11 protein-coding genes and 1 tRNA gene are annotated in these 13,339 nt (G+C 72.5%); 5 read left to right on the forward strand and 7 right to left on the reverse strand.

Annotated elements, in window-relative coordinates:
* Positions 1-6: 6 nt before the first annotated feature.
* From DEJ25_RS06535 to DEJ25_RS06560, 6 genes are read right to left on the reverse strand one after another with little or no spacing between them, the layout of a single operon-like run.
* Positions 7-690: a TetR/AcrR family transcriptional regulator gene (locus DEJ25_RS06535; RefSeq protein WP_258366437.1), complete on the reverse strand. Its 684-nt coding sequence runs from the start codon at positions 688-690 to the stop codon at positions 7-9.
* Positions 687-2,738 (reverse strand): CocE/NonD family hydrolase, encoded by a 2,052-nt coding sequence (locus DEJ25_RS06540; protein WP_111044165.1) that lies wholly within the window; start codon positions 2,736-2,738, stop codon positions 687-689. The genes DEJ25_RS06535 and DEJ25_RS06540 overlap by 4 nt, the downstream gene beginning before the upstream one ends.
* A complete protein-coding gene (locus tag DEJ25_RS06545) occupies positions 2,735-4,582 on the reverse strand; it encodes an ABC transporter ATP-binding protein (protein WP_111044166.1) in 1,848 nt (615 codons plus the stop codon). The genes DEJ25_RS06540 and DEJ25_RS06545 overlap by 4 nt, the downstream gene beginning before the upstream one ends.
* Positions 4,579-5,460 carry an ABC transporter permease gene (locus tag DEJ25_RS06550; protein WP_111044167.1) on the reverse strand — a complete coding sequence of 294 codons (882 nt, stop codon included), beginning with the start codon at positions 5,458-5,460 and terminating at the stop codon, positions 4,579-4,581. The genes DEJ25_RS06545 and DEJ25_RS06550 overlap by 4 nt, the downstream gene beginning before the upstream one ends.
* Complete coding sequence (locus DEJ25_RS06555; protein WP_110902345.1) at positions 5,457-6,500, reverse strand: ABC transporter permease; 1,044 nt, start codon at positions 6,498-6,500, stop codon at positions 5,457-5,459. The genes DEJ25_RS06550 and DEJ25_RS06555 overlap by 4 nt, the downstream gene beginning before the upstream one ends.
* Positions 6,497-8,107: an ABC transporter substrate-binding protein gene (locus DEJ25_RS06560; RefSeq protein WP_111044168.1), complete on the reverse strand. Its 1,611-nt coding sequence runs from the start codon at positions 8,105-8,107 to the stop codon at positions 6,497-6,499. The genes DEJ25_RS06555 and DEJ25_RS06560 overlap by 4 nt, the downstream gene beginning before the upstream one ends.
* 158 nt (positions 8,108-8,265) lie before the next feature.
* Here DEJ25_RS06560 and DEJ25_RS06565 point away from each other — a divergent pair, with 158 nt between their 5' ends.
* The 3 genes from DEJ25_RS06565 to DEJ25_RS06575 are packed head-to-tail and all read left to right on the forward strand — an operon-like array spanning position 8,266 to position 9,967.
* Entirely contained in the window at positions 8,266-8,859 is a 594-nt protein-coding gene (locus DEJ25_RS06565; protein ID WP_110902347.1) for a molybdopterin-dependent oxidoreductase, read from the forward strand.
* Positions 8,856-9,716 carry a ferredoxin reductase gene (locus DEJ25_RS06570; RefSeq protein ID WP_309146918.1) on the forward strand — a complete coding sequence of 287 codons (861 nt, stop codon included), beginning with the start codon at positions 8,856-8,858 and terminating at the stop codon, positions 9,714-9,716. Before DEJ25_RS06565 ends, DEJ25_RS06570 begins: the two co-directional genes overlap by 4 nt.
* Entirely contained in the window at positions 9,716-9,967 is a 252-nt protein-coding gene (locus DEJ25_RS06575; protein ID WP_111044169.1) for a DUF6510 family protein, read from the forward strand. Before DEJ25_RS06570 ends, DEJ25_RS06575 begins: the two co-directional genes overlap by 1 nt.
* Before the next feature lie 287 nt (positions 9,968-10,254).
* Here the strand turns inward: DEJ25_RS06575 and DEJ25_RS06580 are convergent.
* Positions 10,255-10,326 (reverse strand) — tRNA-Gly (locus DEJ25_RS06580).
* 123 nt (positions 10,327-10,449) lie between these two features.
* On the opposite strand from DEJ25_RS06580, the gene DEJ25_RS06585 reads away from it, so the two are divergent.
* The gene (locus tag DEJ25_RS06585) at positions 10,450-11,847 is read left to right on the forward strand and encodes a serine hydrolase (RefSeq protein ID WP_258366056.1); all 1,398 of its coding nucleotides are present in this window, start codon (positions 10,450-10,452) and stop codon (positions 11,845-11,847) included.
* A 75-nt stretch (positions 11,848-11,922) separates the two neighbouring features.
* Complete coding sequence (locus DEJ25_RS06590) at positions 11,923-13,326, forward strand: M20/M25/M40 family metallo-hydrolase (RefSeq protein WP_110902350.1); 1,404 nt, start codon at positions 11,923-11,925, stop codon at positions 13,324-13,326.
* Positions 13,327-13,339 lie beyond the last annotated feature (13 nt).

The raw sequence follows: 13,339 nt of genomic DNA on the forward strand, positions 1-13,339 counted from the left end.
TTCCGGTCAGGCGGGGTCCGCCGCCGTGTCGCCGTCGAGCAACCTCCGGACCGCCACGCCGAGCTCCGCCATCAGGAACTGCCACATCCACTGCAGTGCCACCGCGTTCGTGAGTCCCGGCGCGTTCTGCGCGAGCTGTGTGGCGACGCCGTCGCTGTAGGCGGCGAGCTTCAGGGCGACGACCGACGCGTCGATGGGCTCAGCCCCGGGTCCGGTGGTGCCGGAGCGGAACGTGCCGTCCGCCAGCCCGCGGCGGATGATGCGCACGAGACACGACTCCCAGACGCGGATGCGCTGGGCGTACTCCTCGGCGACCTCGGGTCGGCGTGCCACCGCCGTCCAGTAGTCCGACCAGATCCGCCAGTGCTGCCGGACCTCCTCGCTGTCGTCGAACAGCGGCGCGACGAGCATCCGGAGGGCCGTGACCACGTCCGCCTCGGCGTCGGCAGCCGCGACGATCGCACCGTAGAACCGCTCCGTCTCGAGCACGACGACCTCGTTGAGGATCTCCGCGACGCTGCCGAAGTGGTAGGTCACCGTCCCGACCGACACGTCGGCCTCGGCAGCGATGTCCCGGAGACCGGTCGCGCCCAGGCCCTTCCGGACGATGACGGTCCGCGCGGCCGCGACGATCATCGCCCGCCGCACCTCCGGACGCTGCCGGGGCTTCGTCGTACCGCCTCCGCTCACGCGGACGTCCTCGGCACGTCGTCGCGGAAGGTGTGTTCGGCAACGAGCTCCTCAGGTGCGTCCCGGTCGCCGTCGCGGGCCCAGGCGCGGACGGTGTTCACGACGTGGAACGCGTCGGCCGACGCCGTGACGCTCGAGGTCGTCTCGAGCCGGGCGGCCCACGACGCCTGCTCGAGGCCGATCGACCAGCGGGACCGGGCGCTGGCCGAGGTCGGGTCGTCGGTCCGGATGCGGTAGGTCTCCCGCGCGTCCTCGCGGAACACGAGACCGTCCGGGTAGACGCGTCCACCGCCGTACCCGGGGTCGACGTCGAGCGCCCACTCCCCGGTCTCGACGTCGTGCGTGACGGTCCGCTGCGGGAGCGGCTCCGACGGTGCGACCCGGGCGATCGCGAGCGGCGTGGAGCGCTGGGGTGCCTCGAAGCCGACCCCGTCATCGTCACTGCGGGTCCAGACCGGCAGCGTGACCGTGCTCGCGGCGGGGTCGAGGACCACCGTCGCCGTCGTGCCGTGCGGCCACACCCACGGCCAGTAGGAGGTCGACACGGCGAGCCGCAGGCGGTGTCCGGCGACGAACCGGTGGCCGGTGGACACGAGCCGGACCGGCAGCGTCGCCGGCGTGCCCGGGATGAGCGGATCGGACCGGTCCATGCCGTCCCGCCGCGCCGCGTTGAGCACCCCGCGGGTGACGAGGGTCGAACTGCCGTCCGGTGCGACGTCGCAGAGCCGGACGGTGACCGTCGCGCGCGCCTGGTCGCTGACGACGGACAGGTCGACCAGGACGTTGCCGAGCAGGTCGAACGACTCCTCGACGGGCAGGTCGAAGCACACCGAACGTCCGTCCTCGGCACGCTGGTCCGGCGGCAGGTCCGTCGCGTTGCCGAAGGGGAAGAACCGCCCGGCGTCGACCCCGGTCTCCTGTGGGGAGGCGACGACGACGACGCCGTCGGCTCCGCCGCGGAACCGGTCGAGCGGCAGCACGCGCGGGTCGGTGTCCGGGGAGGGCCACGACGTCGCGCCGACCCAGCGCCCGGTCCGCGCGGCGTAGTACGTCGCCGGCGGCTCGGGGTCGTTGATCCACGCGCGGAGGGCCGGCTCGCGCTCGACGCCGGTGTCGACCCCGCGCAGCCACCGGTCCCACCACCGGAGCGACTCCTGCAGGAACCCGATCGACGGCCCGGGTGCGAGCCCGCGGTCCGGGTACTGGTGCGACCACGGCCCGACGATGCCCTTCACGGGGGCGTCGACGTGCTCCACCAGCCGGAGCACGGCGTCCCGGTACGGGTCTGCCCAGCCGCCGACGGCGAGCACCGCGGCGCTGATCGAGCCGTACTCCTCGGCCGCGCTGCCGTGCCGCCAGTAGTCGTCACGCTCCTGGTGGGCCAGCCACACCGGGGTCATCGGTCGGTTCGACGCCAGGCGCTGCCGCCACTGCTCCACCCAGGACCCGCCGACCACCTCGGGCCGCGGCGGCCGGGAGTTGAACGCGAACATCGTCGCACCCCACGCGGCCATGTCGATGCCGAGCACGGCCCCGCCGACGTAGTGCACGTCGTTGTCGTACCGGTCGTCCGTCGAGCACACCGTGACGATCGCCTTGAGGGCCGCCGGGGCACGGGCCGCGAGCTGCAGCGCGTTGAACCCGCCCCACGAGATGCCGAACATGCCGACGGCCCCGGTCGACCACTCCTGCGCGGCCAGCCAGGCGATCACGGCCTCGCCGTCACGGAGTTCCTGCTCGCTGTACTCGTCGTCGAAGAACCCGTCGGAGGAGCCGGTCCCGCGGATGTCGACACGGACCGAGGCGTACCCGTGCGCGGCGAACCAGGGGTGCCGCTCGGAGTCCCGCGGCGCCGTCCAGTCGTCGAGCCGGTACGGCAGGTACTCGAGCAGCACGGGGACGCGGGCGTCCCGGCCAGCGGCGGCAGGTGCCCAGATGCGGGTGTGCAGGCGCACCCCGTCCGGCATCGGGATCCACTCGTCGCGGACCTCGACGCCGTCGCGCAGTCCCACCGGCACCCCGATCGCCGTGAACGTGCCGTCGGTCATGCGTCCTCCCAGTTCCGGATCCGGTGCCCGTCCCCGTGGTCGGTCCAGCCGTCGGCGTGCCCCCAGTGCTGCACCCCGTCGTCGACGTCCGGCAGGTCGGTGACACCGGGTTCGAGCGTCGCGGCGAGCAGGGTCCGCGTGTACGGGTGGTTCGGGCCGGTGAAGACCCGCTCGGTCGGTCCGATCTCGACGATCCGGCCGCCGGTCATCACGGCGACGCGGTCGGCGACGCCGCGGACCACGGCGAGGTCGTGGCTGATGAACAGGCAGCTCAGGCCGTTCTCGCGCTGCAGGTCGGCCAGGAGCGCGAGGATGCCGGCCTGGACCTGCACGTCGAGCGCGGTGGTGATCTCGTCGGCGATCACGAGTCGGGGTCCGGCGGCCAGCGCCCTGGCGATGCCGACACGCTGCCGCTGGCCGCCCGAGAGCTGCCCCGGCAGGCGGCCCGCGAACTCCGGGCCGAGCCCGACCTGGGTCAGCAGGTCGGCCACCCGGTCGCGCGAGGACGACCCGGTGAACAACCGGAGCGGCCGGGCGATCGCGGCACCGACCGTGCGTCGGGGGTTGAGCGAGGTGTCGGCGTTCTGGAACACGAGCTGCACGGCGCGGCGCAGCTCCGGGGACCGAGCGGCGACCGGCTGGCGCAGGTCACCGGTCGCGGTCCCGTCGGCGTAGGTGAAGGTGCCCGACTCGGCCGGCACCAGACCCGCCATCGCCGTCGCGAGCGTGGACTTGCCGCTGCCCGACTCGCCGACGACGGCGAGCGTCTCGTGGGCGCCGATCTCGAAGGACACCCCGTCGACCGCGGCCGGCAGGCCGCGTCCGTACCGGACGACCAGGTCGCGCGCGGTCACGACGGGCCGGCCGGGAGGCTCGGTGCGCGCAGGCGCGGCGGTGACCGTCTCCGGGACGGTGGCCGGGCGGTCGTGGTGATCCGGGCCTCCCCCCACCGGCTCGGTCGACCCGCCGCTGGCGCGCCGGTCCGGAACCGGCGGCGTGGGCCCAGAGCGGGCCCCACCGTCGGGGACCGCTGCCAACAGGGCGCGTGTGTACTCGTGGTGCGGGTCGGCGAAGAGCGCCGCGGTGTCGCTGTGCTCGACGACCTCGCCGTCGCGCATCACGGCGATCTCGTCGGCCATCGCCGAGACCACGCCGAGGTCGTGGCTGACGAGCAGGACGGCCATGCCGAGCTCGCGGCCCAGGTCGGCGACGAGGTCCAGGACGGCCGCCTGCGTGACGACGTCGAGCGCCGTCGTCGGTTCGTCGAGCACGAGCACGCGGGGGCGGGCGGCGACGGCCATGGCGATCGCGACGCGCTGCTGCTGGCCGCCGGAGAGCTGGTGGGGGTAGCGGCGGACGATCGTGTCCGGATCGGGCAGCCGGACGAGCCGGACGAGCTCGGCGAGGCGCTCCGGGGAGTCCGGCTCGCCGTGCGCGCGGAGGGCCTCGCGGATCTGGGCGCCGACGCGCATCGACGGCGTCAGGGCCTGCCCGGCGTTCTGGGCCACGACCGAGGCCGTCCCGCCGCGGAGCGCCCGGGTGGCCGACGGCGACAGGGCGAAGACGTCCTGGCCGGCGACGACGACGGAGCCCCGCACGATGCGGGACCCGGTGCGCAGGTGTGCGAGGAGGGTCCGGGCGACCGTGGACTTGCCACTGCCGGACTCGCCGACCAGGCCGAGGGTCCGGCCGGCTGCGATGGTGAAGGAGACGCCGCGGACGACGGGGACCTCGGTGCGTCCCGCTGCGTACGAGATCGCGAGGTCCTCGACCCGCACGGCGGGGGCGGTGCCGGTCGGGTTGCCGGTGGTAGGGGTGCCGGTGGTCGGGGTGCTCGGGTTCATGCGCGGGTCGCTCCCTGCGTTGCACGGTCGACGCCGAGCGACTTGCTCAGCCCGTCCGCGGCGAGGTTCAGGCCGATCACGAGCGTCGCCAGCGCCACGATGGGTACAAGCGTGCCGAGCGGCACGACGGTCACTGCGGTCCGGTTCTCCTGCACCATGAGGCCCCAGTCCGGCGTCGGCGGGTTCGCCCCGAACCCGAGGAAGGACAGCGACGCCACCAGGAGCACGATCCACGACGCTCGCATCGCGTACTCGACGAGCACGACGTCGAGCACGTTCGGCAGGATCTCGCGGAACACGATCGACAGCGGCTTCTCGCCGCGGGCGCGGGCTGCGGTGACGTAGTCCTGCGTGATCACGGTGCGGGCGGCACCGCGGACGACCCGGGTGACGGCTGGCGCGTACACGACGGTGACTGCGAGGACGATGACCCACAGTCCGGCGTCGAAGACGGTCACCACGACGAGCAGGGCCAGGATCGACGGCACGCTCAGCAGCGCGTCGACGACCCGCATCACGACCTCGTCGAACCAGTTGTCGGCGTACGCGGTCACTGCGCCGAGCACGGTCCCGACCGCGACGGCGATGGTCGTCGCCAGGAAGGTCACGAGCAGTGCGTACCGGCCCCCGTTCAGCGTGCGGGACAGGATGTCCCGGCCGTACTGGTCGGTGCCGAGCCAGTGGGTCCACTCGGGGCCGGCGAGCACGTTCGCGGAGTCCGTGGCGACGGGGTCGTGCACGCCGATCACGGGGGCGAGGAGGGCGAGCACGAGGTGGAGCGCGATGAGCCCGAGGCCGACGGCGAGGGCGGTCGAACTGCGGAGCGGCGCGACGGCGGCGCCGATGACGCTCCGGGAGCGCGGGGCGACGGCGGTCATGCGGAGACCTTCCCTTCGGGTGCGTCGACGGCTGCCGACGGCTGGACGGGTGCGCGTCGTCGTGCCGGTGGTCGGACGCGGGTCCGGCGCTGCCGGGTGCGCAGCCGTGGGTCGAGCGCGAGCGCCACCAGGTCCGCGGCGAGGTTGCAGACGACGTAGACCACGGCGCTGAGGAGCGCGATCGCCTCGATCGTCGGCAGGTCCCGGTTGAAGACGGACTCGAGCATGAGCTTGCCCATCCCCGGGTAGTTGAAGACGTTCTCCACGACCACCACGCCGCCGAGCAGCCACGCGACGTTGAGCGCGACGACGGTGAGCGTCGGGAGCAGCGCGCTCGGCACGGCGTGCTTCCACACCACCCGGCGCATGGTCAGGCCCTTGAGCTCAGCGGTCGTCACGAACTCGGACGCCATCACGTCGATGGTCGAGGACCGGGCGGTGCGCACGATGTAGGCCGCCATCGCCAGGGTGAGCACGATGATCGGCAGCCAGATCGTCGGCAGCAGCTCCCCCACGGTGGCGTCGCTGCCGCGCAGGACCACGGCCGGGAACAGCGGGATGCCGATCGCGAACAACAGCACGAGCACCGTCGCGACCATGAACTCGGGGACGCTCATCACGACCAGGCTGACGATCGAGACGACCCGGTCGGTCGGACGCCCGCGGCGCACGCCGGCGAGGACCCCGAGCGTGAGCGAGACCGTCACGCCGACGAGCATCGCGGGCACGGCGATGAGCATGCTGTTGCGGAACGCGGTGAAGAGCGTCGGTCCGACGGGCTCCCCGCCGACGAGGGAGGTGCCGAAGTCACCGTGCACCGCACCGACGAGCCACTGGCCGTAGCGGAGCCACACGTTCTGGTCGAGCCCGAGCGTCTGGCGGAGCTGCTTGACGGCCTCAGGGGTGGCGTTCTGCCCGAGGAGCTGCTGGGCCACGTCGCCGGGCAGGGCCTGCACGGCGAGGAACACGAACAGGGACGCCAGGACCACCGTCAGCAGGGCGATGCCGATACGCCGGAGCACGGGGAGGAGGACGTTCATCGGGCCAGTCCGATCTTCAGGTAGTCGAACTCGAAGCCGAACTCCGCGTAGTTGACGACGTCCCGGGACAGCCCGACCAGGCGGTCGCCGAACATCGGGGTCATGTCCGCCCCGTCCCGGACGACGAGCCGCTGCGCGTCCTGGTAGAGCGTCAGCCGCTTGGCGTCGTCCATCTCGGCACGGGCGTCGTCGAGCAGGGCGTCGAACGTCGGGTTCGACCACGCGCTCTCGTTGTACGACGAGCCGGAGCGGAAGATCTGGTTGAGCAGCTGGTCGATCGGCCGCCCGGTGAAGAAGTAGCTCACCATGAGGGGCTTCTGCATCCAGATCTGCGTGTAGTAGGAGTCCGCCGACGCGTTCTTGACGGTCAGGTCGATGCCGGCGGCCTTGACCTGGTCGCGGTAGGCGACGGCCAGGGGCGTGAAGACCGACTCGTAGGCCGACGTGTGGATGGCAGCCTGGAACCGCTCGTGGCCGGCCCGCTTGAGCAGGCTCCTGGCCTTGTCCGGGTCGACCTCGCGCGGTTCGTCGAGGAACGCGGCAAGCTGCGGCGGGACCGGGTTGTCCCAGCCGGGCGCCCCCGTGCCCTGGACGGCGGTGTCGACGATCTTCCTCGGGTCGTACGCCAGCTTCATGGCTTGTCGCACCAGCGGGTCGGAGAACTCGTCGCTCGTCGCGAGCATCGGCATCGTGTACCACTGCGCGTTCACGACCCGGGCGACGGTGGCACGCTGGGATGCGGCGACGACCCGGGCGGTCGCGAAGTCGAGGTTCGTCTGCGAGATCAGGTCGATCTGGCCCGCGAGCAGGGCGTTCACCCGCGCGGTGGTGTCCTGGATCGAGAAGAAGTCGATGCCGTCGAGGGCCGGGCGGCCGGCGAAGTGGTCGTCGAACGCCTCGATGCTGCCGGCACCCGCCGGTGTGAAGGACGAGAGCTGGAATGGTCCCGTGCCGATGCCGGTGCGACCGATCGTCTCGATGGCCGCCGCCGGCACGATGTAGCACTGGTACGCCGTCAGGAGCGACGGGAACTCGGCGTTCGGTTTCGTCAGTTCGAAGCGCAGCGTGTACGGGTCGACCGCACGCATGGACTTCGAGTCCATCACCTCGCCGAGCACCCCGGCCTGCGGTGACGCGGTCGTCTCGTCGAGGATGTGGAGGATGCTCGCGATGGCGTCGTCCGCGGTGAAGCGGGAGCCGTCGTGGAACCGGACCCCGCGGCGCAGGTGGAACGTCCAGACGGTGCCGTCGGCGTTGCCCGACCACTCGTGGGCCAGGTCGGGGACGGTCTGGCCGGACTCGTCGAGCTTGACCAGGCGGTTGTAGAGCGCGCCGAGGTACTCGTAGGCGGAGAGGGAGCTCGCGGAGTCGAGGGTCTCGGCAGCCGAAGCGGCAGGCCGCGCGATGCGCAGGCGGCCGCCGCGACGGGCGACGCCGGTCGCCGCCTGCTCCGGGATGGTGGTGGCACCCGCGCCGGAACTGCACCCGGTGAGCGTGAGCAGGCCGAGGCCGGCGAGCCCTGCGGCGCCGGCGAGGACGGTCCGTCGGCTGGGCCCCTGGTGAGCGGCCTCGGGGCGGCCGCGGTCTGATCGGACGATGGTCTGCATTCGGGGTGACCCCTCCTGTAATCGTTCCGGTGAACGATAGGGGGCATCCCAGCCGACCGCCAGTCCGACGGTTCGGAACCAGCACGCTCGTCACACGACCGTCACACGCGGGAGGCCCGCTCGGGCCAAGATGGGAGGCGACACCGACGAGGAGTGACATGGCCACCTTCACCCGCGGGTTCGGCGGACGCCGCCGCGACGCCGACGACAGCAAGATCCCGCCCGGGCAGACCCTGGTGCACGACTGGCCCGTGCTCTCCGCCGGCGCCACACCCGAGATCGAGCCCTCCGAGTGGAGCTTCTCGATCCGCACCGAGTCCGGCCTGCACTCGTGGACGTGGGACGAGGTCCGAGCACTCGGGCTGGAGGACATCACCGTCGACATCCACTGCGTCACGCACTGGACGAAGCTCGGCATGGCCTGGCGCGGGGTACCCCTCGACAAGCTGTTCGCCGACATCGAGACGTCGCTCGACTTCTGCATGGTGCACAGCTTCGGCGGCTACACCACGAACGTGCCGCTCGACGAGCTGCTCGAGGGGCAGGCATGGATCGCGTTCGAGGCGGACGGCGAACCCCTCACCCCCGAGCACGGCGGCCCCGCACGGCTGCTCGTCCCGCACCTGTACTTCTGGAAGAGCGCGAAGTGGGTCCGCGGCATCGTGATGCACGCCGAGGACGAGCCCGGGTTCTGGGAGAACGCCGGCTACAACATGCACGGCGACCCGTGGAAGGAAGAGCGGTACTGGTGAGCCTCTCCACCGCCGACGGTACCCCCGGCCTGGAGGCCCGTCCCCCGTCCGCCCGGCCGGACCGGCCCGGTGCCGCACCGGCCGGGCCCGGTGTCGCCCCCGTCCGCCCGCTCCGGCGTCCCGCCTGGCACGCCGCCACGGTGGCGTCGGTGTCCCCGGAGACGCCGAACGCCCGACGCCTGGTGCTGGACGTGCCGACCTGGCCGGGCAACGACCCCGGGCAGCACCTGGACCTGCGGCTCACGGCGGAGGACGGCTACCAGGCCACCCGGTCCTACTCGATCGCTTCCTCCGGCGACGACCCGCGGGTCACGCTCGCGGTGGACCGGGTCGAGGACGGCGAGGTGTCCCCGTTCCTGGTCGACGCCGTCGAGGTCGGGGACGCGCTCGAGGTGCACGGGCCCCTCGGCGGGTGGTTCGTCTGGCGTCCGGGCCCCGCGGCGTCCGAGCCGCGCCCGGTGCAGCTGATCGCCGGTGGGTCGGGCATCGTGCCGCTCCTGCCGATGGTCACCGCGCACGCAACCGCCGGCGATCCGTCACCGTTCCGGATGCTCTACGCCGTCCGGACCCCGGAGGACGTCTTCTTCCGGCAGGAACTGGAAGCAGCGGTGACCGCGGCCGAGCACGCACCGTTCGTCCTCGACATCGTCTACAGCCGCCGGGTGCCGGACGGCGTGACGACCCCGGCCGGACGACTGACCCGGGAGCGGTTGGCGGCGGCGGTCCTGCCGCCCGAGGCCGGGGCCCTGGTGTACGTGTGCGGCTCGACACCCTTCGTCGAACAGGTGCTGCGGTGGCTCGGTGAACTCGGCCACGACACCACCGAGGTGCGTGCGGAACGGTTCGGAGGCTCGTGATGACGCTCGTCGACGGCAACGCCCTGGCCGGGGACCTCGCCGAGGTGCTCGGGGGCGACGCGACGTCCGCCCGGTTGCGCTGTTCGGGCTGCGGGACCACGGGCCTCCTGGCGGTGACCCGGGTCCATCGGACGGCGATGGGGAGTGTCGCCCGCTGCCGTGGGTGCGACACGGTGCTCGTGACCGTCGTCGACACCGGCGCGTCGCTGTGGGTCGGCATGCCGGGCACGAGAGCCGTCGCGACAGCCTGAGCCCGCCGCGCAAGTCGACAGGCCGATGGGCGGCGGATCGTGCGGGAAGCCGCACGACCCGCCAGCGGGACCCTCCCGCTGGCCCTGCTGCTCCGAAGAGATCTCCGGGCCCGCGTCCGGACCACCCATCCGGGGGCCACGACGAGGCGACGGTGCCTCCACGCCGGCGGGCGCGGGGACCCGAACCCTGCGCCCGCTGACGTGCTCGTCGCCACTGACGTGCTCGTCGCCCACCGACGACAGAACCCCCCGACCGATCGGCCGAGGGGTTCTGGTTCTGCGTTCCGAGCGGATGACGAGATTCGAACTCGCGACCCTCACCTTGGCAAGGTGATGCGCTACCACTGCGCCACATCCGCACGCTGCCCACCGGGGTGACCAACAGCGACCACTGTACCCGACGACCGGCGTGATCCGGGCCTCCTGTCCGGATGTCGGGCGCGCCGGACGTCGCCAGCGACGACCGGACTAGGGTCTGCTCCGTGACGACGACGTTCCGACGCAACTCCCCGTCCGCCCTCGGCATCGACGCGACCGGGCTCGACCGCCTGGTCTCCGCGCTGGAGGGCGCGGACGGCGTCGAGCCGCACAGCCTCATGGTCCTCCGGCACGGCGAGGTCGCGGCTGAGGGCTGGTGGGCCCCGTTCGCCGCCGACCGGGCGCACCTGCTCTACTCGCTGAGCAAGAGCTTCACCGCCGCAGCCGTCGGCATCGCCGTGCGCGCGGGGCTGATCGACCTGGACGACACGGTCGTCAGCCACTTCCCCGAGCTCGACGCCGAGGTGACCGACGAGCGCACCCGGCGGATGCGGGTCCGGCACCTGCTGGCGATGGCGAGCGGACACCGCACCGAGACCATCGACCGGGCGGAGGCGATCGACCCGACGAACACCGTCCGCGGGTTCCTGCTCCTCCCGCCCGACGAGGAGCCCGGCAGCGTCTTCGCCTACAACCAGCCGTGCACGTACACCCTCGGCGAGATCGTCCGGCGGATCAGCGGGACATCGCTCCTCGAGTACCTGCGTCCGAGGCTGTTCGCGCCGCTCGGCATCGACGACTTCGCGTGGCGGCGAGACGACTCCGGCGCGGAACTCGGGTACAGCGGCGGCTACACGACCACCGACGCGGTCGCCGCACTCGGCCAGCTGTACCTGCAGCGCGGGGTGTGGGACGGGCAGCGTCTGCTCGACGAGGACTGGGTCGACCAGGCCACCAGCGTCCGGGTCGCCAACCCCGACGAGGAGAACCCGGACTGGTCGGCGGGCTACGGGTTCCAGTTCTGGATGGCGCGGCACGGCTTCCGCGGCGACGGCGCCTACGGCCAGTTCTGCGTCGTCCTGCCCGAACACGACGTCGTGGTGGTGATGACCGGCCAGAGCCCCGACATGCAGGCCGTCCTCGACGCGGTGTGGGAACACCTGTTGCCGGCGATCGACCGGCAGGGGGCCGAGACTGCCGACGCGGCCCTGCGCGAGCGACTCGCCCGGCTCGCACTCCCCCCGCTCGCCGGTGACGCGCTCGGCGTGCTCGGCGCGCTGCCCGAGGGCGCCTTCTCCGCCGCGTCCGGGTCGACGGGCGTCGGAGCCGGACTGGAGGCCCTGCACCTGACCCAGGACGCCGAGCGCGGGTGGGTACTCACCCTCCGCGACGCCTCCGGCGAGGTCACGGCCCCGGTCCGCGACGGCACGTGGGCGGTCTCCGGTTCGACGGCGACCAGCGGCGGACGCTCCGGTGACGTCGTGTCGATCGACGTCCGGTTCGTGGAGACACCGCACCTGCTGCACGTCCGGTGCGACCTGGCTGCGGGCACCGCCGCGGCGAGGTGGGAGACGGAGCCGCTCCACGACGGCATCGTGACGCTGCGCCGCCCGATCGACTGAGCGGACCTCCGGACGAAGTCCTGTGTGCGCGGATCCGGAGTTGCCTCCGACCGTCCGGTCCCTACGGTCGGACTGGTGGAACACGGAACGGACAGCGGCGAGGCGGACGTCACCACGAGCCTCCAGGCCGCGCAGGACACGATCATCGACCAGTTGTCGGAGTGGGTGCGGATCCCGTCCGTCGCCTCGCAACCGGAGCGGGCGCTCGACGTCGAGCGCTCCGCGCGGTGGCTCGCCGGCGCGATGCGCGAGGTGGGACTCCGGACCGAGGTGCTGCGGGCCGGACCGTCGCCCGCGGTGTACGGCGAGTGGCTGGTCGACCCGTCGCTGCCGACCGTCCTGGTCTACAGCCACCACGACGTCCGGCACGCGAAGCCCGAGGAGTGGATGGAGACGGCGCCGTTCGCACCCGTGCTCCGCGACGGCCGACTGTACGGCCGCGGCGCGTCGGATGCGAAGGGGCAGGTCATCGCACACCTCTGGGCGCTGCGGGCACACCTGGGGACCCGGGACGACGGCCAGCCGGCGGTGAACCTCAAGTACCTCGTCGAGGGCGAGGAAGAGCTCGGGTCGTCGCACTTCGCCGCGCTGCTCGAGAGCGACCCGGAGCGGTTCGCTTGCGACGTCGTCGTCTTCTCGGACACGCTGCAGTGGAAGAGCGGCAACCCGGCGGTCGTCACCTCGATGCGCGGCATGACCGGAGCCACCCTGACCGTTACCGGCCCGGCTCGAGACGTGCACAGTGGGGCGGTGTCCGGTCCGGCGCCCAACCCGGTGCACGCGCTCGTCTCGGTGCTCGCGGCGATGCACGACGACGAGGGTCGCATCGCCATCCCGGGGTTCCTCGACGACGTCGACGAGCTCACCGAGGAGCGGCAGCAGGAGCTGCGTGACCTGGACTTCGACACCGACGTGTGGCTCGAGCGGACCGAGACCCGGAGCGTCGTCGGCGAGCCCGGACACACGATCGAGGAGCGACTCTGGGCGCGCCCGTCGATCGAGGTCCTGACGCTGCTCGCCGGCGACCCCACCGGGTTCCCCCGGGCCGTCATCCCCAGCGAGGCCACCGCGGAGATCAGCATCCGGACGGTCCCCGGTCAGCACGTCGCCCGTGTCGCCGAGCAGTTGCGGGCCTTCGTCGCTGAGCAGATGCCGGACGGGGTGACCTACGAACTCGACATCCCGGAGGAGTCCGGCCAGGACCCCTACGTCACACCGTCCGGTCCGGCCGCCGAGGCCCTGGTCCGAGCGATGGAACGGGGGCACGGCACCGAGACCGCGGGACGGATGGGGAATGCCGGCGGCGGACCCGCGGAACTGCTCGGACGGGTGCTCGACGCTCCGGTGCTGTTCATCGGGACGGGGCTGCCGGAGGACCACTGGCACTCGAGTGACGAGAGCATCGAGGTGCAGATGCTGCTGGACGGGGCGGCCTCGATCGCGTTCCTGCTCGAGGAACTCGCCGACGCGTTGCGGTGACGGGCCGCGTGCC

Source organism: Curtobacterium sp. MCPF17_011 (assembly GCF_003234145.1).
Classification (GTDB): Bacteria; Actinomycetota; Actinomycetes; order Actinomycetales; family Microbacteriaceae; genus Curtobacterium.